General features: G+C 63.2%; 18 protein-coding genes and 2 pseudogenes. 7 read left to right on the top strand and 13 right to left on the bottom strand.

What is annotated here, in order from left to right; all coding sequences use genetic code 11:
* Window positions 1-188 precede the first annotated feature (188 nt).
* The 3 genes from BMZ97_RS19660 to recA all read right to left on the bottom strand — a co-directional run bounded on the left by BMZ97_RS19660 (window position 189) and on the right by recA (window position 4935).
* Entirely contained in the window at window positions 189-815 is a 627-nt protein-coding gene (locus BMZ97_RS19660) for a hypothetical protein (RefSeq protein ID WP_092173496.1), read from the bottom strand.
* A 22-nt stretch (window positions 816-837) separates the two neighbouring features.
* The gene (gene alaS, locus BMZ97_RS19665) at window positions 838-3480 is read right to left on the bottom strand and encodes an alanine--tRNA ligase (RefSeq protein ID WP_092173499.1); all 2643 of its coding nucleotides are present in this window, start codon (window positions 3478-3480) and stop codon (window positions 838-840) included.
* Window positions 3481-3849: 369 nt separating this feature from the next.
* Entirely contained in the window at window positions 3850-4935 is a 1086-nt protein-coding gene (gene recA / locus BMZ97_RS19670) for a recombinase RecA (protein ID WP_092173501.1), read from the bottom strand.
* 351 nt (window positions 4936-5286) lie between these two features.
* On the opposite strand from recA, the gene BMZ97_RS19675 reads away from it, so the two are divergent.
* The 3 genes and pseudogenes from BMZ97_RS19675 to BMZ97_RS31605 form a co-directional block, all read left to right on the top strand.
* Complete coding sequence (locus tag BMZ97_RS19675; protein ID WP_092173504.1) at window positions 5287-6492, top strand: polysaccharide pyruvyl transferase family protein; 1206 nt, start codon at window positions 5287-5289, stop codon at window positions 6490-6492.
* Window positions 6493-6585: 93 nt separating this feature from the next.
* Window positions 6586-7272, top strand: coding sequence for a 2OG-Fe(II) oxygenase (locus BMZ97_RS19680; RefSeq protein WP_092173506.1), 687 nt, complete (start codon window positions 6586-6588; stop codon window positions 7270-7272).
* Between the two features lie 242 nt (window positions 7273-7514).
* Window positions 7515-7827 (top strand): annotated as a pseudogene (locus BMZ97_RS31605) (transposase); the annotation flags it as partial.
* On the opposite strand, the gene BMZ97_RS19685 reads toward BMZ97_RS31605, so the two are convergent.
* Window positions 7814-8845 carry a rhamnan synthesis F family protein gene (locus BMZ97_RS19685; protein WP_092173509.1) on the bottom strand — a complete coding sequence of 344 codons (1032 nt, stop codon included), beginning with the start codon at window positions 8843-8845 and terminating at the stop codon, window positions 7814-7816. The pseudogene BMZ97_RS31605 and the gene BMZ97_RS19685 overlap by 14 nt on opposite strands.
* A gap of 298 nt (window positions 8846-9143) precedes the next feature.
* Between BMZ97_RS19685 and BMZ97_RS31610 the strand changes: the two are divergent.
* Window positions 9144-9411 (top strand): annotated as a pseudogene (locus tag BMZ97_RS31610) (transposase); the annotation flags it as partial.
* 58 nt (window positions 9412-9469) lie between these two features.
* On the opposite strand, the gene BMZ97_RS19695 reads toward BMZ97_RS31610, so the two are convergent.
* Window positions 9470-10585 (bottom strand): glycosyltransferase, encoded by a 1116-nt coding sequence (locus BMZ97_RS19695; RefSeq protein ID WP_175525635.1) that lies wholly within the window; start codon window positions 10583-10585, stop codon window positions 9470-9472.
* Window positions 10586-10757: 172 nt separating this feature from the next.
* Between BMZ97_RS19695 and BMZ97_RS19700 the strand changes: the two genes are divergently transcribed.
* Window positions 10758-12206 (top strand): hypothetical protein, encoded by a 1449-nt coding sequence (locus tag BMZ97_RS19700; RefSeq protein WP_092173517.1) that lies wholly within the window; start codon window positions 10758-10760, stop codon window positions 12204-12206.
* Window positions 12207-12326: 120 nt separating this feature from the next.
* On the opposite strand, the gene BMZ97_RS19705 is transcribed toward BMZ97_RS19700, so the two are convergent.
* The 8 genes from BMZ97_RS19705 to BMZ97_RS31325 all read right to left on the bottom strand — a co-directional run bounded on the left by BMZ97_RS19705 (window position 12327) and on the right by BMZ97_RS31325 (window position 18580).
* Window positions 12327-14834 carry a cell cycle histidine kinase CckA gene (locus tag BMZ97_RS19705; protein ID WP_092173519.1) on the bottom strand — a complete coding sequence of 836 codons (2508 nt, stop codon included), beginning with the start codon at window positions 14832-14834 and terminating at the stop codon, window positions 12327-12329.
* 92 nt (window positions 14835-14926) lie between these two features.
* On the bottom strand, window positions 14927-15994 hold the full coding sequence (flhB, locus tag BMZ97_RS19710; protein ID WP_092173522.1) for a flagellar biosynthesis protein FlhB: 1068 nt from the start codon (window positions 15992-15994) through the stop codon (window positions 14927-14929).
* A 6-nt stretch (window positions 15995-16000) separates the two neighbouring features.
* Window positions 16001-16759 (bottom strand): flagellar biosynthetic protein FliR, encoded by a 759-nt coding sequence (fliR, locus tag BMZ97_RS19715; protein WP_092174069.1) that lies wholly within the window; start codon window positions 16757-16759, stop codon window positions 16001-16003.
* 83 nt (window positions 16760-16842) lie between these two features.
* Entirely contained in the window at window positions 16843-17109 is a 267-nt protein-coding gene (gene fliQ / locus BMZ97_RS19720; RefSeq protein WP_069692353.1) for a flagellar biosynthesis protein FliQ, read from the bottom strand.
* Between the two features lie 28 nt (window positions 17110-17137).
* Window positions 17138-17461 carry a flagellar hook-basal body complex protein FliE gene (locus tag BMZ97_RS19725; RefSeq protein WP_092173524.1) on the bottom strand — a complete coding sequence of 108 codons (324 nt, stop codon included), beginning with the start codon at window positions 17459-17461 and terminating at the stop codon, window positions 17138-17140.
* A 29-nt stretch (window positions 17462-17490) separates the two neighbouring features.
* Window positions 17491-17901, bottom strand: coding sequence for a flagellar basal body rod protein FlgC (flgC, locus tag BMZ97_RS19730; protein WP_092173527.1), 411 nt, complete (start codon window positions 17899-17901; stop codon window positions 17491-17493).
* Window positions 17902-17929: 28 nt separating this feature from the next.
* Window positions 17930-18331 (bottom strand): flagellar basal body rod protein FlgB, encoded by a 402-nt coding sequence (flgB, locus tag BMZ97_RS19735; protein ID WP_092173529.1) that lies wholly within the window; start codon window positions 18329-18331, stop codon window positions 17930-17932.
* A gap of 72 nt (window positions 18332-18403) precedes the next feature.
* Window positions 18404-18580 (bottom strand): hypothetical protein, encoded by a 177-nt coding sequence (locus tag BMZ97_RS31325; RefSeq protein ID WP_175525636.1) that lies wholly within the window; start codon window positions 18578-18580, stop codon window positions 18404-18406.
* A 10-nt stretch (window positions 18581-18590) separates the two neighbouring features.
* On the opposite strand from BMZ97_RS31325, the gene BMZ97_RS19740 reads away from it, so the two are divergent.
* Together BMZ97_RS19740 and fliP are read left to right on the top strand one after the other, a co-directional pair.
* The gene (locus tag BMZ97_RS19740) at window positions 18591-19925 is read left to right on the top strand and encodes a hypothetical protein (RefSeq protein ID WP_139221266.1); all 1335 of its coding nucleotides are present in this window, start codon (window positions 18591-18593) and stop codon (window positions 19923-19925) included.
* A gap of 373 nt (window positions 19926-20298) precedes the next feature.
* Window positions 20299-21000, top strand: coding sequence for a flagellar type III secretion system pore protein FliP (fliP, locus tag BMZ97_RS19745; RefSeq protein ID WP_244546523.1), 702 nt, complete (start codon window positions 20299-20301; stop codon window positions 20998-21000).
* Window positions 21001-21002: the final 2 nt, after the last annotated feature.

Consider the following 21002-nt stretch of genomic DNA (forward strand, 5'->3'; position numbering starts at 1 on the left):
CGGGGCGATCCGAAGGATCGAGCCCGGAACCCGGAAGCGATGTCGCTGCTTGAGAAGGAGCGGGGCGCCGGCTCGCTTCATGACGACCCGCATCGGTTCTGGGTTCTGGGTTCCGGGCTCAGGCCTGCGGCCTGCCCGGAATGACGGCAGCGAATAACGCCATCGCTCAGCGCCGAAGGCCGTCAGTATTATTCGACCGTGATCTCCTGGCGCGCCAGGATGCGATGTTCGGCCAGCGGCGCGTGCATGACATAGCGCAGTTCGTAAGCGCCCGGCGTCTCGGGAGCCTCCAAGGTCGCCTCGCTATTTTCCGCCGGGAAGAATGAGGGGCCTGCAGCGTCCGCGGCGGCATCCTTCGGCACGATGACGACGCGATCCTGCTCGCCATTGGGGCCGATGCCACGCACGGGCAGGCCATTGCCGCGCGCGACGCGGGCGGGTCCGGAGAGCGTCGCGCTGGCCGGCGTCGTGACGAGCGGTTGGCGCAGCAGGATGACCGGTGCACCGTCGCGATCCTGGGTCAATCGCAATTCGTAGGAGCCCGCATCGCCGGGCGTCTGCAGGCTTGCGGAGGGCCGGCCGGACAGTTCGGCGACCATGATGGCGCGCGTCGCGGCATCGTCCGGCCGCGCGATGGCGAGCCTTGCCTTGTCGGGCGCATTGCTGATGGCAACGCTCAGCATCGAGCCGGCCATGACGTTTTGCGAGGCCGACAGGCTCGGGCCAGCTGGCGCGCGAGGCCGTGTCTGCGAGCCCGCCGGCGAAGACGCCAGCAGGACGATGAGGCCCGTCAGGATATGCCGCCGTGACCTCATCGCTGGAACAAGCGGGGGCGCCTCAGCCCATCGCGGCGGCGACGGCGTCAAGCGCCGCCTGCGCCTTGTCGCCGTCGGGGCCGCCTGCCTGGGCCATGTCGCGCCGGCCGCCACCGCCCTTGCCGCCAAGCTGTTCGGAGGCGGCGCGCACCAGCGCCACCGCGTCGAAACGGGCGGTCATGTCCTCGGTGACGCCAACCACCACGCCGGCCTTGCCATCCTCGGCGACGCCGACGATGACGACGACGCCGGAACCGACGCGCGTCTTGGCTTCGTCCGCCAGGCTCTTCAGATCCTTCATCTCGACGCCGCTGACGGCGCGCGCGAGCAGCTTCGCACCGGCGATCTCCTGGATGGGGTCCTCGGCTGCGCCACCGCCGCCCATGGCGAGCTTCTTGCGCGCTTCGGTCAGGTCGCGGTCGAGCTTGCGGCGCTCCTCGATCAGGGCGGTAAGCCTGGTTCCGGCCTCGGAGGCTGGAACCTTCAGCAGGCTGGCGAGGCCCTGCAGCAAGCGGGATTCGGAGTTCAAATGCGCGCGGGCATGGTTTCCGGTCATCGCCTCCAAGCGCCGCACGCCTGCCGCCACCGCGCTCTCGCCGACAACGCTGACGAGGCCGATATCGCCGGTGCGCGTCGCATGGGTGCCGCCGCAGAGCTCGATCGAGAATGGCTTGTCCGCAGCCGTCGTTCCCATCGAGACGACGCGGACTTCATCGCCATATTTCTCGCCGAAGAGCGCACGCGCGCCCGAGGCGGTCGCCTCGTCGACGCTCATCAACCGGGTCGTCACCGGCTCGTTGCGCAGCACGATCGCATTGGCGATCTCCTCGACCTCGCGCAGCTCCTCCGCCGAGATCGGCTTGGGATGCGAGAAGTCGAAACGCAGACGCTCGGGCGAGACCAGCGAGCCCTTCTGGGCGACATGGTCGCCGAGCACGAGGCGCAGCGCCTCATGCAGCAGATGGGTCGCGGAATGGTTGGCGCGGATCGCGCCGCGGCGGGCATGATCGACCAGGAGCTCGACCGGCTGGCCGCGCTTCAATTCGCCTTCCTTCACCGTGACGGCGTGAGCGAAGACATCGCCGAGCTTCTTCTGGACGTCGGAGACTTCGACGACCGTGCCCGGTGCGCGGATCGTGCCGGCATCGCCGATCTGGCCGCCGGATTCGCCGTAGAAGGGCGTCTGGTTGACGATCACGAAGCCGCTCTCGCCGGATTTCAGGCTCTCGACCTCGGCATTGTCGCGGATCAGCGCCGTGACCACGCCCTCGGCGGTCTCGGTGTCATAGCCGAGGAACTCGGTTGCGCCGACGCGGTCGCGCAGCGGGAACCAGAGCTTTTCGGTCGCGGCTTCGCCGGTGCCGGCCCAGGCGGCGCGCGCCTTGGCCTTCTGCTGCTGCATTGCCGCATCAAAGCCCTCGGTATCGACCGAGACGCCGCGCGCGCGCAGCGCGTCCTGCGTCAGATCGAGAGGGAAGCCATAGGTGTCGTAGAGCGTGAAGGCGACATCGCCCTTCAGGCTCTGGCCGGCGACCAGGTCTCGGGCGGCGTCGTCAAGCAGCGTCAGGCCGCGCGCCAGCGTAGTGCGGAAGCGCGTCTCCTCGAGCTTCAGCGTCTCGGAGATCAGGCTCTCGGCACGCAGCAGTTCGGGATAGGCGCGGCCCATCTCGCGCGTCAGCACCGGCACGAGCTTGTAGAGCAGCGGCTCCTTGGCGCCGAGCAATTGGGCATGGCGCATGCCGCGCCGCATGATCCGGCGCAGCACATAGCCGCGGCCCTCATTCGAGGGCAGCACGCCGTCGGCGATCAGGAAGGCCGAGCAGCGCAGATGGTCGGCAATGACGCGGTGGCTCGCCTTCATCGGCCCGTCGGAGGGGACGTTGGTCAGGTCGGCGATGGCGCCGATCAGGGCCGCGAACAGGTCGATGGCATAATTGTCATGCGTGCCCTGGAGCACGGCAGCGATGCGCTCCAGCCCCATGCCGGTGTCGATCGAGGGGCGCGGCAGGTCAGTCCTGATGCCGCCCGCTGCTTCTTCATACTGCATGAAGACGAGATTCCAGATCTCGATGAAGCGGTCGCCATCCTCGTCGGGCGAGCCCGGAGGGCCGCCGGGAATATGGTCGCCATGGTCGTAGAAGATCTCGGAGCAGGGGCCGCAGGGGCCGGTGTCGCCCATGCGCCAGAAATTATCCGAGGTCGGGATGCGGATGATCCGCGAATCCGGGAGCCCGGCGATTTTCTTCCAGAGCGCATGCGCCTCGTCGTCCTCGGAATAGACGGTGACGGTCAGCTTCTCCTTGGGCAGGCCGAATTCACGCGTGATCAGCGTCCAGGCGTGAGTGATCGCCTGTTCCTTGAAATAGTCGCCGAAGGAGAAGTTCCCCAGCATCTCGAAGAAGGTGTGGTGGCGGGCGGTGTAGCCGACATTGTCGAGATCATTGTGCTTGCCGCCGGCGCGCACGCATTTCTGCGCCGTGGTGGCACGAGCATAGGGGCGCTTTTCCTGGCCGGTGAAGACGTTCTTGAACTGCACCATGCCCGAATTGGCGAACATCAGCGTCGGGTCGTTGCGAGGCACGAGCGGGCTCGAGGCGACAACCTCATGGCCTGCCGACTTGAAATAATCGAGGAAGGTGGACCGGATCTCGTTGACGCCGCTCATCGCAATTGGAAACTCTGGTTCAGGACGGGGCCGGGGCGCTTCCCGGCGACATCAGCGTTCTAGAGCCGGATGATTTCAGATGGAATCACAAAAGTGATCCCATCTGAAATCTGAATCCGTCTCTCATCTAAGAGTGAGAGCAGGATCGATTGCGAAAAACCGGTTCCCACTTTTTCACATCCTGCTCTAGCAGGCGGCTTGCCCCTGTCGAGAGAGCCAAAGCGCGAGATGTTTCCCCAAAGCCTTGACTGCAAACGAAAACGGGCGGCCCGACCGGCCGCCCGCTGAGATCCCCGTTTCGCCTGGGCTTTGATCTGGCCTCGGCTGTCCCGAAAACCGGCAACCAGTTTTTCGCAGCCTGCTCTGGGTTCAGGCCTGCCCCTCGTCGAGATCGTCGTCGGTCGGGGTTGCCTCGTCGAGGATGCGCTCGGCGACCAGGCCGGAATTCTGCCGGATCGTAGCCTCGATCTTGGCCGCCACATCCGGATTGGCCTTGAGGAAAGCCTTGGCGTTCTCGCGGCCCTGGCCGAGGCGCTGGCTGTCGAAGGAGAACCAGGCGCCGGATTTTTCGACCATGCCGGCCTTGACGCCGAGATCGACCAGTTCGCCGACCTTGGAGATGCCCTCACCGAACATGATGTCGAACTCGACCTGCTTGAAGGGCGGGGCGACCTTGTTCTTCACGACCTTGACGCGGACCTGGTTGCCGGTCGCTTCCTCGCGGTCCTTCAGTGTCGAGATGCGGCGGATGTCGAGGCGCACCGAGGCGTAGAACTTCAGTGCGTTGCCGCCGGTCGTGGTCTCGGGCGAGCCATACATCACGCCGATCTTCATGCGGATCTGGTTGATGAAGATGACCATGCAGTTCGAGCGCGAGATCGAGGCGGTCAGCTTGCGCAGCGCCTGGCTCATCAGGCGGGCCTGCAGGCCGGGCTGGACATCGCCCATCTCGCCCTCGATTTCGGCGCGCGGGGTCAGTGCGGCGACCGAGTCGACCACCAGCACGTCGATCGCACCCGAGCGCACCAGCGTGTCGGTGATCTCCAGCGCCTGTTCGCCGGTGTCGGGCTGCGAGATCAGGAGGTCATCGAGATTGACCCCGAGCTTGCGGGCATAGACCGGATCGAGCGCATGCTCGGCGTCGACGAAGGCGCAGACGCCGCCCTTCTTCTGGGCCTCGGCGATGGTGTGGAGCGCAAGCGTCGTCTTGCCGGAGGATTCAGGCCCGTAGATCTCGATGACGCGGCCGCGCGGCAGGCCGCCGACGCCGAGCGCGATGTCGAGGCCCAGCGAACCCGTCGAAATCGTCTCAATCTCGATCGCCTGCTGGTTCTTGCCCAGCCGCATGATCGAGCCCTTGCCGAAGGCGCGTTCGATCTGCGAGAGCGCTGCGTCCAGCGCCTTGGCCTTGTCCATCGAGGAGCCTTCCACGAGCTTGAGATTCGCCTGATTCACGGGTTGCGCTCCTTATGGCAGGGGCGCGACCACATCTCAATGCGCGCCATGACGTTATATGATCATGGTTTGTTCTCGTGGACAAGTTCTTTTTTTGTTCTCGTCTGGGATATGGAGATAACCGCTCAATTGTTCCGTTTTTGACCAGGCCGGTTATCTCCTATTTCGATTTCTTCCGCTTTTGGGCGATCATGGTCGTAGTTTGGGAGCGCAGAGCGATCTTAGTTCGCCTATCGCTTTCGACTTTCTTCATGGGAGTTCCCGAAAAGCACGAGGGGCGGCTTGTAGTGCTTGGAACGTCGTGATGTTACCCATCACAAAATTCTACTCGCTTGGGTTTTCTCAAAATCGATGCCGATCGACGACATAAATAATATCGATGTTGGAATTGTCGGAACATTTGACGTCGAAAATTATGGCGATCTGCTGTTTCCGCTAATCGCCCAAGCCGCACTTTCGCGGCGGGACCAACGCGTTCGTGTCCGGGCCATTTCTCCGAACAGCAAATCGAGCGCCTCTTGGCCCTTTCAGGTCGTTACGACCAAAGAAACACACAACATAGTACCCTCGCTGTCGGCACTTCTGATTGGCGGTGGCCAGATTGTTCGTTTCGATAAACACTATCCGGTTCATGTTCCTTACGGGATCAATGTGCCAATAGCGTATTGGTTAGTCCCTGCCGTCCTCGCTGCGACTATTGGTAAACCTGTATTCTGGAACGCGGTAGGCGCATGGACAGGATCCCCCCCCGCACCATGGTATACTGAACTCATACAAAGAGTTTTTGTCGCGAGCTATTTTATCGGCGTCCGCGATGTCGCGTCACAGGTCTACCTTTCGAGGTTGGCACCAAAGGCGGCTGTTCACCCGCTTCCGGATACAGCTTTTTCCCTGGCGCGCCTCTGGCCCCTCAATGAACCCAGCGACGATTATGTTCAATGGCGACAGTCGCTCAATTTAGAAGGTCGGTATATCGTTATTCAAGCCAACTCAGCGATCGGAGCATATCGCTCGACAATTGAAAGTATTATGCGATCTTTTGCGGACGTAACTGCCGTAGTTCTGCCAATTTGCTGGTGCCATGGGGATAGAGCTGAGGTTTTTCCGTATTTTGAGGGCGCTACCGCAAGCTCTCCGCGCTGGCTGCACCCGCTGCTCATCAGTGAAATTATCGGTAGGTCACAACTCTTGGTCGCATCCAGCCTCCACGCGTGCATTACCGGCCTCAGCTATGGTGTTCCGGTGCTGCGTGCGCCGTTTTCGCCGGTGCCAGGCGACCGAAAATTTGAGCTGCTGAAAGGTTTTGATGGCCTATGTGCGGTAGACGACGATAAATCCATCGAACGTCTTTTAAAGCGCGGCATCAGAACGGACGTGCGTATTGTCGAAATCGAGGAGCGTCTTGATCGATATTGGGATGATGTCAGCCAAACAGCGATTCGCTCTTCCACCGGAACATACGGTGCGGCCAATTCGGGAATGCTCGAATGGGTAAGCCAAATCTGCGATACCATCGAAAAATCAGCTTCAGCAGTTCCGAATCTCGTCGAGAAATAGAACTTTGCTGAAGTTGACGGATTTTTGGACGTGAAGTGCTCCGCCATCTCACGTTAACGACTATGACGAGCCAATTGATCGGAGCGATTGCAAATGCTCGAGATAACCAGAATCGAACGACAAGTGCTCGCGTCCGAGCCCTTCAAGTGGGCTTTCGTCGATAAATTGTACTCTTTTGGAAATGCTGCGGCGCTTGCAGCGTCGTTTCCACGCGACAATTTCAAGACCGTGTCCGGGCATGACGGAGAAAAAGGCTACGAATATGTCGCCCGGTCGCTGGTTCATTTGGGAGCCGACACCTGTACGCTCGTTGACCACCTCAGCCCCGCATGGAAAGAACTCGCCGCAGATTTGCTGTCCCCCGCCTATCGATCCGCAGTTGGCAAACTTACGGGATGCGACCTATCGAACGCACCAATGGAGATTAATGCCATTCACTATGGAACGGGGGCTTGGATGGGACCTCATCTCGACCTGCGGGAGAAAATTGTCACTCATGTTCTATACTTTAACGAATCCTGGAATCCTCAAAATGGCGGGCATATAAATATACTGAATTCATCCAATCCAAGCGATGTATTTGCGGAGGTTATGCCGATCGTTGGCAACTCCGTTGTCCTTGTCCGCTCCGATAATTCCTGGCATTCGGTTTCTCGGGTTTCGGAAAGCTGCCGTAACTCGCGCCGAAGCGTGAACGTGATTTTCCATTTGCCTGGCTCTAGAAGCACCATGTGGCCGGATAATGAAACGCCGATCCTGAGAAACTATGTTGGAAAATGAGTATTATCTATTTTCTTATGCCGGGATACGCGTAACTGTTGAGCGGCTGCGAATTAGAGTATTTCCGTGTTTCTCCGAATCGCGGAAATGCTCTACTTCCTTGTTTTAACGCGTTTTCTTCACGCGAACCGGTGTCCGCTTTGCTCGAAAACGCTCTAGAATGAGAATTCATGCCTGATCCAAACAACGTGTGCTCCGGCGAGGGCCGCCTTGTTTGGCGCTGAGGAAGGGCTGAAGTTAATGTGCTCCGGCGCTGGGACGGCTTCGCCCGCCTCCTCGACGACGGCCGCGTTTGCCTCACGGCAACGCCGCCGAGTGGGCGCTCCACGGCATCGCGCTCGGCTGTAAGGCCTGGCTCTTCGCTGGATCTGGCCGCGGTATCGCGCGTGCCGCTGTCATGTCGGCCTCATCGGCACTGTCAGGCTCGATACGTCGATCCGCAAGCATGGCTTGCTGGACGTCCTCGCCCGCGTCGCCGAGACCCCGAAGAGCCGTCTCTGCGAGCTTTTGCCCCGGAGTTGGCGATACTGCGCCGAGAACCTCAGGGCAGCTTGACCGTGGCCTTCGCCGGAGGGTTACCAAACAATCTAGGTCTCTGGGAATACTTCAGATGATCCATAATCATATCTGGATCATAGTCGGTTAGCTTTGTAATTTTATCGTACCATCGATTGATGCCGTAGATGGCGGCGGGATTTTTGGAAATTAACTCTCCCTTGATGAAGGGAAACCTGAAATCATTGATCAACATTTCCCAAAAAAAATGTGTCGGATTGACTGTGCTGCCTGTGGCGAAATGAGTTCGCAATCGCTCTGCGAGCTCGAGTTCAAATGGCGCTGTTTTAGGGTCAATCGCTAAAGGAAAGCGTCCCATAAATCTGTCGGTCAAGGCGTAATATGGAAACGCCGCGGCCAATTTATAGCCGTTATCCAAGAACATTTGGCTTGTCTCTATCTCAAGTCCGCGAATTACCGATTTCTTATAATTTATTAATGGTATCTTGCGCCAGAATTCCCGAAAAAATGAAGATACAAGAACGTTACGATTAAAGCACAGAAAATAAGATTGTAGATGATAATCGTGCTGCCAGCTGTCAGTCAGACCCCAAATATCGACGTCTCGCATGGACATTCTATCAATAGTGTCTGAGATCGGAAATAGGGGTCCGTAAACACTATCATTCATCAATATGAGATTTTCGATGGCTGTAAAGTCGTCGATAGACGAAATGCCGTCTTTGTATGCGCCGAAATCATAGCCTACGTTGCGGCGGTGAATAATTTTGGCGCACCATGGCTGAACGGTCGCGACCTCCGAAGCCCCGAAATTGGTGGAGTTGCTGACGAAAATAATCCGAAAGCCTTCATCGCAAAGCGCTTTCAGCGCATATAGAACATAGTCAAAAACACGCCCTTGACGGCTATAATTGGCGTATACAACCCACCGATTACTGCCTCTGTTGGGGTCGCTCCCGGTGGATGAGCTGATTATCTGCTTCTGATTCCGACGGACATACCCCGCGGCTATGCCAACTCCGATGCGCGCATGGTCCCATGCGGACTCCCAATTCATATCGTCATTCCCGCCAGCCTTGCCCCGCCTTGCTGATATTCGATAAAAAAACAAAAAACTGTAACATTTTCATCGCATTACATGGTATTTTATCTAGCGGAATTGTGAGGGTCGAGGCGAGCGACCGACTCGGTAATTTGAAGGTGATTGGAGCCACACCCCGTCTGAAAGGGCTGAATCGGGAAATCTGAACAGCGCGGATAAGTGGGGTTTTTGCCTGAGGCGGCATGATGGCCGTGACAGGAGAGACTGTGACGAGGCGACCGCGAGGGAACCAACGCCGGCTTTCAAGGCGAAGGTGGCGTTGGGAGCAATCAAAGGCGAGAAAACGATAGCCGAACTGGCTCAGGAGTTTGACGTCCATCCCAACCAGATCACGCAATGGCGCAGCCAACTTCTGGAGGGAGCTGCGGGGGGCTTGGGCTGAGATCCCAGGACCGAGGGCGTTGCTCTGACGATCGACGTGAAGGCCTTGCGTGCAAAGATCGGAGAGCTGACGCTCGAGGTTATTTTTGGCCGGCGCACTCGGCAGGGCAGGCGCTTCTGAGCGCAAAACGATGTTCGATTGCGCAAGATCCGCCGCTGGGCCGGCAAGCCAAGCGCTCGGGATCAGCCGTGCAGAGCCTAGGGCCGGCCGGGCTGGACCACGACGACGCCGGCGGCGGCATCGCGGCGCTGGGCCGGCACGCCCCAGGCGGCCCGGCTCGAGCTCCAATAGTTCCAGATGGCGGCGCCCGCGGCGCCCATGCCGCCGGCCAGCAGCCAGCTCGTCTGCATCTGCAGGGCGGTCAGCGCGATGAATTCGGCAATGAGTGCGCCCGAGGCGCAGGCCATCGCGAAACGGGCGAGGCCGCCCCACCAAGCCCGCCCGGTCAGGCGCAGATCGCGGAAGGTCAGCAGATTGTTGAGCGTGAAATTCGAGGCCATTGCCGTCGCGGTCGCCAGCGCCTGGGCGACCCAGAACGGCGTCACCTCGAGATGACGCAGTAAGGCCAGCGCGGCCATGTGCACGACGAGGCCGGTTACACCGACGCTGGCGAACATGATGAAGCGGCTGGGGATGAGGTTGCCCGTGCGCTTTTCCACGAGCTGTGCGGCAAGTTCGAACATGATCCGCAGGTCGAGCTTCGACTCGCCGCCAATGCGGGCTCGCAGCGAGGTCGATACCTCGACGACCTTAGGCGCGCGCTGGCCCGAGGCGAGCACGTCGACCAGAATCTTGAAGCCGACGCCCGACATGCCGGCGCGAGCTTGCTCGAACCATGCGCGTGTCTGCAGGAAGAAGCCGGCAAGGGGATCGGTGGTGTGGGCGCCGATGACGAGCCGGCTCAGGCCGACGCCGGCCGTGCTCAGCAGACGCCGGAAGCCCGACAGGCCCAGCTGCGTATCGGGCCGGAAGCGGCTCGCCACGGCGATGTCGGCCTGCTCGGCCTGCAGTTTGTCCACCATGCCGGCGATGAGCGAGGCATCGTGCTGCCCGTCTCCGTCCATCACGCCCAGGATATCGCCGCGCGCGATATCCCAGCCGGCGATGCAGGCCGAGGCGAGGCCGCGCACGCCCTGGCGCTTCAGGAGGCGGATGCGGGGATCCCGGCTGATCAGCGAGCGCACCACTGCTGCCGTTCGGTCGTCGGCGGAATCATCGACGACGATGATTTCGTAGGACAGATCCGCCAGCGCGATTTGCGTCTCCGCAAGGACACCGGCGATCGACCGGCTCTCGTCCAACGTGCAGATCACGAGGGAAATCCGAGGCCTGCCCGAATGCGTGCTGACGTTTGACATGCGCAATCCCGCTCAACGATGAAGCAGTAGTAGATTGCGAATTTCGCTATTCAGTTAAAAGTAACGGATAACGACTTTTAAATAAAACCTCAGTACCAGGCGCCGTCTCATTAAGGTAATGCTAACCATGACAAAATCGCAGGCCCCGGTGCTGTGGGTTGTCGCGCTTGTCACGCTGATCGTGTTCGGCATGACGGCGTTGTCCGAGCCGGTCTTGAGCGACGGCGACACCTGGTGGCATGTGAAGGCCGGCCAATGGATCCTGGCCCATGGCAGCGTGCCTCGGATCGACCCGTTCGTGACCTGGTCTCCGGGGCGCCCCTGGGTTCCGCATGAATGGTTCGCGGAAGTGCTGATGGCGCTGGCGTTCCAGCTGGCCGATTGGCGCGGCGTCCTCCTGCTGACGGGTTTGGCAATCGCCACGGCCTTTGCGTTGCTGGCAATGAGGCTCGCACGCGATCTCGACTGGCTCGCCTTGGCGTGCTGCCTGCTGCTCGTGCTGTCGCTGGTGGCGAGCGGCCTGCTCGCGCGCCCACATATCCTGGCTTTGCCGGTGCTCGTCGCCTGGGCTATCGGCCTCCTGCAGGCGCGCGACCACGACCGTGCGCCATCCCTGCTGCTGCTGCCATTGATGACCCTCTGGGCCAATCTCCATGGGGGCTATGCTTTCGGCCTCGCCTTGATCGGCCCTTTCGCGCTCGAGGCGCTGGTGGAGGCGCCGGTGGCGTCGCGCTGGCGCGTGGTCCGCGGCTGGGCGCTGTTTGGCATCGGCGCGCTCGCGGCGTCGCTCGTCACGCCGCTGGGAATCGAGGGGCTGCTCTTTCCCTTCAAGCTCATCTCCATGAAGAGCATCACGCTGATCGGCGAGTGGCAGCCCGTGGACTTCGCTAGGCTTCAGCCGATCACCATCGCCATTCTCGCGGTTCTGTTCGTGTCGATGCGCTATTCCGTCAAGGTCCCGGTCATGCGTCTGCTGCTGTTGCTGGGGCTCGTGCACATGTCGTTCGGCCAGGGGCGTCATCAGGTGTTGCTGGGCATCATCGGCTCACTGGTGCTGGCCGCGCCGCTGGGACGGGCATTCGGGGGCCAGGGTCTGGGGGAGCAGGGCTTGGCGGGGCAGGGCTTGGGGCGCGCGCGCTTGCGCGGCGCCGGGCCCGCGGCGGCAGGCCTGTTGGCGGGGCTCGTCGTGCTAGCGGGTTTGCGGCTGGCCATGCCGATCACACGCGGCGACGGCCGCACCGCGCCGATCACGGCCATGGCTGCCGTGCCCGACAGCCTGCGGCGCACACCGGTTCTCAACGGCTACGCCTTTGGCAGCTATCTCATCTGGATTGGGGTCGAGCCGCTGATCGACAGTCGCGCGGATATGTATGGCGACGAGGCGATGTTCGCCTATCAACGGCTCGTTTCACCCGATCCCGCCGAGCTCGATGCCGCCCTGGCGCGTTCGAACGCGCAATGGACGATCTTCGAACCCAGCGAGCCGCTGGTGGCCTTGCTCGATCGGAAGCCCGGCTGGCGCAGGCTCCATACCGATCCGACCGCCGTCGTGCATGAGAGGGTGCCGGGAGGCTGAAATCGCGCGAGGCGATTTGCGCTGTCGCCTCAACGACCTCAGTCAGGGACGAATCCGCAGATCGCCGGGAATCTCGACCTTCAGCTCCGATGAGGACTGAAGGTCATGTCAAACGGCCTCTCAGCCCATCGCCGCCTTCACCGTTTCGACCAGCTGCTTCATCGTGAAGGGCTTTGGCAGGAACTGGAAGTCCTCGCCCTCGGGCAGGTTCTTGCGGAAGGCCTCTTCGGCGTAGCCGGAGACGAAGACAACCTTGGTCGCCGGGTTGCGCTGGCGCAGTTCGCCGAGCAGGGTCGGGCCGTCCATTTCCGGCATCACCACGTCGGAGACGACGAGGTCGATGCGGCCATCATGCTTTATGAAGGTGTCGAGCGCCTCGACGCCCGAGGCGGCCTCGTAGACCGTGTAGCCGCGCGAGACCAGCATGCGGGCGTTGAGCGCGCGGACCGCATCCTCGTCCTCGACCAGCAGGATGACGCCGGCGCCGGTGTGATCGGCGGCGAGCTTCTTGGGCGCCTCCTTGGCGGCGGCTTCGGCGGCGATCTCCTCGGCACTCGGCACATGCCTGGGCAGGAAGATGCGGAAGGTCGTGCCCCGGCCGACAGCGGAATCGCAGAAGACGAAGCCGCCGGTCTGCTTGACGATGCCATAGACCATGGAGAGGCCCAGGCCCGTGCCCTTGCCAACCTCCTTGGTGGTGAAGAAGGGCTCGAAGATCTTGTCGAGATGCTCGGGCGAGATGCCGGTGCCGGTGTCCTCAACCTCGAGCAGCACATAGTCGTCGGCCGGCAAGGCGGCATGGCCGAAGCCCGCTGCATCGGCGGCTGCGACATTGCGGGTGCGCACCGTCAGCTTGCCGCCATCGGGCATGGCGTCGCGGGCGTTGACTGCGAGATTGACGATGACCTGTTCGAGCTGGCCGAGATCAGCCTTGACCGGCCAGAGGTCGCGGCCCTGGCGGACATCGAGCCCGACCTTGTCGGCGACCACGCGCTTCAGCATCAGCGAGAGATCGGAGAGCACGTCGCCAAGTTCGAGCACCTGCGGGCGCAGTGTCTGCCGGCGCGAGAAGGCGAGCAATTGCCGCACAAGAGCCGCCGCGCGATAGGCGTTCTGCTTGATCTGCATGATGTCGGGGAAGGAGGGGTCTGTCGGCCGGTGGCTGGCGAGCAGGAACTCCGAGGCGTTGATGATGACCTGCAGCACATTGTTGAAGTCATGCGCGATGCCGCCGGCGAGCTGGCCCACCGCCTGCATCTTGCCGGCCTGGTCCATATTGTCCTTGAGCTTGCGCTCGTCGGTGGTCTCCAGCGCGTAGATGATGGCGCGCTCGCCGTCGCCATCCTCCGTGGCCGCCACGGGCGAGAGGTAGAGCCTGGCCGAGCGCCCGTCCTCGCCCGCAAGCGTGACGTCGAGCGGGGCGATATCGGCGCGGCCCTCCATCGCGTCCGACAAGGCGCGCTGCAGCTCGGCTGTGCCCGGCGTGACCAGGTCCTGGATCGCGGCCGGCTGGGGGCCGGCCTGCGTCAATCGGGTGAAGGCGGCGTTGGAGCGCAGGATGGCACCAGCCTTGTCGACGGTGGCGATCGCCATCGGCGTGGAGTGGAAGAAGCGGGCGAAGCGGACCTCGGCGTCACTGCGGCCGTCGGAGCCAGCCTCGCCGGAGGTGCGGTTCAAAACCAGCGTGCGTGAGGGGCCGGCGCGGCCATCGCTGCCGAACGCTACCTGATGATGGAGCCTGACGGGCAGCGGCACGCCGTTGCGGCGCTTGAGGTCGACATCGAGCACCTCGGTGCGGACATCGCCGGGCAGGCCGCGAATGGCCTGGACGAGGGCCGCCGCGTTGGGCGTCGCGATGTCGTCGAGATGCAGGCCACCGGAGCCGAAGCGGGCGAGATCGAAATCGAGCCAGCCGGAGAGGGTGGCGTTGAGATAGGAGACCTCGCCATCGGCGTCGATCGAGACGAAACCGGCTGGCGCATGGTCGAGATAGTCGATCGCGTGCTGCAGTTCTTGGAAGGCGTTCTCCTGACGCTCGCGCTCGGGCGTTACGTCCGAAACGCTCCAGAGCGTGGCCGGCCTGCTGTCGCGGTGAACGGAGGAGACGCGGATGCGGTACCAGCCGACGCCGCCGCGCCCGTCGAGCGCGGGCTCGAGCCGGACCTCCTCGATGAGGCGGCGGTTCTCGCGCGCTGCGGTGGCGAGGCGGTAGATCGCCTCCGAGACGTCGGCGCGGCCGGTGAAGAGGCGCTCGACCGGGCGGATGTCGCTGGCACCGCGGGCCCCGGCCAAGGCGAGATAGGCCTCGTTGGCATAGACGATGCGGTTCTCGCCCTCGGTGACGACGACGCCGTCCTCGGCGCCGTCGACGATGGCCTTGGTCAAGTCGTTGCGCGCGGCGCGGCCGGAAAACTGGATGAGGCCGATGGCGAAGGCGAAGAGGCCGAAGACGCCGACGACGGAGAGCAGCGCCAGCAATCCGAGGATCAGCGGCTGCGCCCATTCATTGGCGATGAAGCCGAGCGCGATCGCTGCGCCGACGAGCAATCCCGCGACGAGCAGGATGACGCCGATATGGCCGGGCTTGTCGGAGCGATCGATCGCCGTGGTCGCCGTGGTTCCGCTCATTGCGGTTTGGTCCGTTCCATTAACACCGCAGCGGCGGTCCTGCGACCGGCCGATGCGCGCTCAGCCTGTCTTGCGCGTTAAGTTCTTGCGAGTTAGGCGCGCCGGCCCTTCAGGCGCAAGATGTAACCGATCACTTCGGCGACGGCCTTGTAGTGTTCGACAGGAATCTCTTCGTCGATCTCGACGGTTGCGTAAAGCGCGCGTGCCAAAGGCGGGTTCTCGATGATCGGCACGCTGTGCTGGCCTGCGACCTCGCGGATCCTGAGCGCGACCGCATCGACGCCCTTGGCGAGGCAGAGCGGCGCGCCCATGCCGGGTTCGTATTGCAGCGCGACGGCGAAGTGGGTCGGGTTGGTGATGATCACGGTCGCCTTGGGAACGGCGGCCATCATGCGCTTGCGCACGCGCTGCGCGCGGATCTGGCGCAGCTTCGCCTTGACCTCGGGATTGCCTTCCGAGTTCTTGTACTCGTCCTTCAGCTCCTGCTTCGTCATCTTCTGGCGCTGATACCAGGAGTAACGCTGATAGCCGAAATCGCCGATTGCTATCACCGCGAACAGGGCGAGCGCGCTCGCCATGAGCTTGATCGTCAAGGCCAGCGTCGCCGGCAGCAGCGCCGAGACGTTCATCTGGGCAAAACTCTCGAGCCGGTCATGCTCGTTCCAAAGCGTGGTCCAGAGCACAATGCCAATGAGGCCGGTCTTGGCGAGCCCCTTGGCGAAATTCACCCAGGCTTCCTTGCCGAACATGCGCTTGGCGCCGGCCATGGGCGAGATGCGACTGAACTTCGGCATCAGCGGCTCGAAGGTCCAGAGCGGCCTGTGCTGGATCAGTGCGCCGGCGAGTGCGGCGCAGAGGATGAAGGCAAGCGGCAGCCCGATCGCGGAAAAGCCGGTCATGACGCCCTGCCGGGTGACGTTCATGAAGGACGTACCGTCGGAGGGCACCTGGTGGGCGTTCATCAGGAAGCTGCGCAGCGAGAGCGCGGCGTCCCTCGCCGACCAGCCGGCGGCGACGAGCAGCGCCAGGGTGAAGCCGCACAACACGAAGAAGGTGCCGATTTCGTTGGAGCGGGCGACGTCGCCCTTCTCGATCGCCTGATCCAGCTTTCGCTGGGTCGGGTCTTCTGTTCTGTCCTCGTTGTCGGCCTCGTCTGACATCGCCGTTCAGTTTCCGGTGAACTGGCGCAGGAAGACGCCGAGATCGTCGAGGAAGACGCTCATCATGACGCCGATGACGGCGATGAGCACGACCATGCCGCCGAAGATCGAGGCCGGCACGGCCAGAAAGAAGACCTGGAGCTGCGGCATCATGCGCGCGAGCACGCCCAGCCCCAGATTGAACAGCAGCCCGAAGACGATGAAGGGGGCCGAGATCTGCACGGCGAGCGCAAACCCTTGCGCGGCGGCGCGGACAGCCAGGGTCAGCATGTCGTTGACGTCGGGCAGGCCGCCGGGCGGCAGCACGCGGTAGCTCTCATGGACCGCGACGATAGCGACATGATGCAGGTCCGTCGTCAGGATGAGCGTGATGCCGAGCATGGTCAGCAGGTTGCCGACCGAGGGATTTTGCTGCCCGCCCGTCGGGTCGATCGTCGTGGCGAAGCCCAGCCCCATCGTCTGCGCGACGATCGCGCCTGCCGATTGCAGGCAGGCCATGACGAAGCGCGAGCAGAGGCCGATGACGAGGCCGATCAGCACCTCGCTGGCGAGCAGGCCGACGACGCCGGCCACGTCGCTCGGCACGCGCAGCAGCGGGCGGACCATCGGCGCCACCATCAGCGCAATGAAGAAGGCCAGCGACAGCCGCGCCCGCGAAAAGACGAAGCGCTCGCCGATGCCTGGCATCAGCATGACCATGGTTCCGACCCGCGCGAAGACAAGCACGAAAACGGCGCTGATCTCGGGCAGGATCGCGATCTGCATCGGGCGCGGCAGGCCTCTTCGCCGATCGGTGCGTCGCACGCTGGGGCCATGGGCGACCATGGCCGGGCAAAGCTGCGGCAGGTTCATTCGCCCGTGGCGATTCGGACGGCGACCCGCCCCATATAGCCTGCGAGCGCGTCGCCCATGAACGGAAGAAACACCATCAGCGTCACGAAAACGGCGAGGATCTTCGGAACGTAGACGAGCGTCTGCTCCTGGATCTGCGTGAGGGCCTGCACCAGCGAGACAGCGAGGCCGACGATGAGGGCAACCGCCATCACCGGCCCACCGGCCTTGAGGAAGACGAAAATGCCGTCGCGCGCGACGTCGAGGATGGCTCCAGAGGTCATTGCTTCTCGTCCTGAAACGCGGCGGCCGTCAGACCGGCATCCGCATGATTTCTTCATAGGCCGCGATGATCTTGTCGCGCACGGCGACGAGCGTCTCGATTGCGGCCTCGCTTTCGGCGACGGCGGTCACGACGTCGACCACATCGGAGCGGCCGGCGGCGACATTGGCCGTCTGCGTGTCGCTCTTCTTGCCGGCGTCGGCGGTGGCTTCGAGCGCCTTGCTGATCAGCGACGAGAAATCCGGACCGTCGCCTGCGCCTGTCGCGCCGGCGAGCGGCTTGCGCATGAGATTGCCCGCGCCCATCCCCTGGATCGAGGCGTAGGCTCCCGCGGCGAAGCTGGGTGTGGCCATGGCTGGGGTTCCTGTTCCGGCCCGCGCGATCAGGTGCGCAGGATGTCGATGGTGCGCTGGATCATCCGGCGCGTGGAGGAAATCAGGTTGAGGTTGGCCTCGTAGCTGCGCTGGGCCTCGCGCATGTCCACGGTCTCGATCAGGGTATCGACATTGGGCATGCGGACATTGCCCGAGGCATCGGCGACCGGATTGCCCGGCTCGAATTTCGTGCGGAAGGCGCTCTGGTCGCGCTGGACGCGGCCGAGATTGACCAATTGCGCGTCGAGGTCGCGGTCGAAACGGCGCTGGAAGGTCGGGATCTTGCGGCGATAGGGGTCGGCTCCGGCCGTGGCCGGCCCGGAATCGGCGTTGGCCATATTCTCCGCGATCACCCGCATGCGACCGGACTGGGTGCGCAGGCCCGATGCCGCGACCGCGATGCTCTTCATCAAATCCATGATTGGCCTCCCGCCATAGCCGCGCCGGTCACCGGCCCTTGCCGATCGCGATCTTCATCAGGCCCAGCCCCTTGCTGTAGAGCGAGGCGGCGAGCTGGTAGTCCGACTGGTTCTGCGCGACCTTCATCATCTCGTCCTCGAGATTGACCGCGTTGCCGTTCGGCGTGATTTCGAAACGTTGGGCGCCCGTGCTGTCGAAGCCACCACGCTGGCCGGAGAGACCCATATGACTGGGGCTGGTCTGCGCCATCACGATGCCGGCCTGGCCGGGCGCGATCGCTGGCGCCTTCAAATCGTGCGGGCGAAAGCCCGGGCTGTCGGCATTGGCGACGTTCTCGGCCAGTAGCTTCTGACGCGATTGATGCCAGTGCATGCGCGTCTTCAGCGCCTGCATCAGGTTTCCACCGGTGCCCAAAGCAGTGTCGGCCATGGTCGCTCGTTCCGTTCCGGTCACCCTGGGGCCGGCCGTCGCCGAGGGGCGGCTGCGCGGCGAGGCTTTCGCTCACTGGGTAAATATTGCCGGGTGCAGGGTTAACGGCTGGTTAAAATCGGCCTGGCTGTGCGAAGCAGTTAACCACGCGTTCACCATGTTGCCCGATAAGAAAAGCGTTATGCTATAGCCAAGGCGTTGAACCTTGGGCGGAAACATCGGCCGCTCGAAGGCGTCGCCGTCGCTCATGAGGCAAACCTTGCAGACGTTGTTTGGCTTCGATCTTTCCACCGGGCAAAAGTGGATCATCGCTTTCGCCGTCATCCTGGCTCTGCTGGCGCTGCTCGGCTTGTTCGCGCGCCAGATCAAGGGTGGCCGTCTGAGAATGAGAGGGCAGGGCGGCGGTCGCGCTCGCCAGCCGCGTCTCGGCGTCGTCGACATCCACGATCTCGACCGCCAGCGTCAGCTCATTTTGATCCGGCGCGACAATGTCGAACACCTGATCATGATCGGCGGTGTCTCGGACATCGTGGTCGAAACCAATATTCTGCGCAGCGGCGGCCGTGCGGCGACGGCGCTTCCCACGGAGGTTCCGGCGACTGAGCGGCCGGGTGCCTTTGAGGCCCTGCCGCCGGCCGAGGCCGTGCGCCAAGACACACGCCAGGAGCAGCCCACACTGGAGCGGTTGCCGATCCGGTCGATCCCGGGGGGGGCGCCGTCGCGCCCCGCGCAACAGGGGGCGACGCAGGCTGAGGCTCCTGCCGCCGTTGCCGCTGCCGTCGTCCTGCCCAGCCTTGCGGCTGCCGCAACCCAGATGCCGGCGCCGGTGGTTCAGCCGCCGAGCTTCACGCGTGATTTTTCCCCGTCGCAGTCTGCCAGCGCCGTCGAACTCGACAGCATGGCGCAGCAATTGGAAGAGGCGCTGAAGCGGCCTCACTCGGCCGTCCGTCCGGCGAATGCGCCTGCCGAGCCGCCGCGGCTTCAGAGCGAGCCCAAGCCGCCAGTTGAGCCGGTGGTCGAGCCCCCCTTTATTGCGCCGGCGATGCCGACACCGACTCCTCCCGCGCCGCCCGAAACGGCAGGGCGGCCGATTCCGTTGCCGGCCGATGTCGAGGCCGAGCTCGAAATGGCCCTGGGCCTCAGGCCCGAGCGCGTGGTCCCCAAGGCGCCTGCCGTCACCGTCACGGCCAAACCTGCTCCTGTCGCGCCGCCGCCCGCGCCTCCCGTGCCGGAGCCTGTCATGGAGCGGGAACCCGTCAAGGCTGCCCCAGCCAAGAGCGAGCCTGCGGCCGTGGCCGAGCAGGCTCCTTCCGACGACATCGACGATTCCTTCCTCGAAGCTCCGACCAAGCCTGCCGAACCCGCGCCCGTACCGGAGCATAAGCACGAGGCGAGCACGGCGCCCGAGCCCAGGAAGCCGGCGAGCGAGCCGGAGCCCGCCTTCAAGCCTGAACCCAAGCCTGAACCCAAGCCTGACCCCAAGCCCGAGGCTGCGCCCGAGCCGAAGCCTGCCGCCATCGACCCGTTCTCCGTCGATGCGATCGAGGCGGAGTTTGCGCGCCTGCTCGGCCGCGATCCCAAGCCCAAATCCTGACGTCACACAGGCCCGCCTCGTAGCCTCTGCGAGGTGGGCCCGGGCACGATCAACAGGCACGATCAACAGGATTGTCCGTGCGCGCGGGCCTGACGCCCTGTCCCCGGTTGCCGCGTCGCGCTGGCCGGTTCTAGAGCAGGATGCGAAAAAGTGGGCACCGGTTTTTCGCATAGATCCTGCTCTAACTCTTTGATGAGAGACGGATTCAGATGTCAGATGGGATCACTTTGTGATTCCATCTGACATCATCCGGCTCTAGCGTTGGCCGGCCCGATCGACTGAGTCGGGCGTTGTTCCGGCCAGGGTGACCTTGACAAGAACCCTTGAGAGATCGCTGCGAGGCGGCCGCGCCCTATGGGGCGCATTCGCGCTCTTGCCGGTGCTGGTGGCTCCGGCCTGGGCGCAGACGCTTTCGCTCGACCTGGGGCAAGGCGGGGGTGTCGCCGAGCGCGCGCTCCAGCTCATCGCCGTCATCACGGTGCTGTCGCTCGCACCGTCGATCCTGGTCATGGTGACATCGTTCACGCGCATCGCCGTCGTGCTGTCGTTGCTGCGCTCGGCGCTCGGCACGCAGACCGCCCCGCCGAATGCCGTGATCATCGGGCTGGCGCTGTTCCTGACCGGCTTCGTGATGACGCCGACGCTGCGCGAGGCTTATCGCACGGCGATCGAACCGCTGGTCGCCGGCCAGATCCAGCCGCAGGAGGCCTATAATCGCGGGGTCGTGCCGTTCAAGGCGTTCATGCTCAAGAATGTACGCGAGAAGGATCTGGCGTTGTTCATGGAGATGTCGCGCGAGCCGGTTCCCGCGCGGCCCGAGGACGTCCAGATCCAGGTGCTGGTGCCGGCTTTCATGATCTCGGAACTGCGCCGGGCCTTCGAGATCGGCTTCCTGCTGTTTGTACCCTTCCTGATCATCGACCTGGTGGTGGCCTCGATCCTGATGTCGGTCGGCATGATGATGCTGCCGCCGGTGACGGTGGCGCTGCCGTTCAAGCTGATCTTCTTCGTGCTGGTCGACGGTTGGGGGCTCGTCGCGAGCTCGCTGGTCAAGAGCTATGGCGGGTCGGGATAGGG

This window comes from Allobosea sp. OK403 (assembly GCF_900113835.1).
Classification (GTDB): domain Bacteria; phylum Pseudomonadota; class Alphaproteobacteria; order Rhizobiales; family Beijerinckiaceae; genus Allobosea.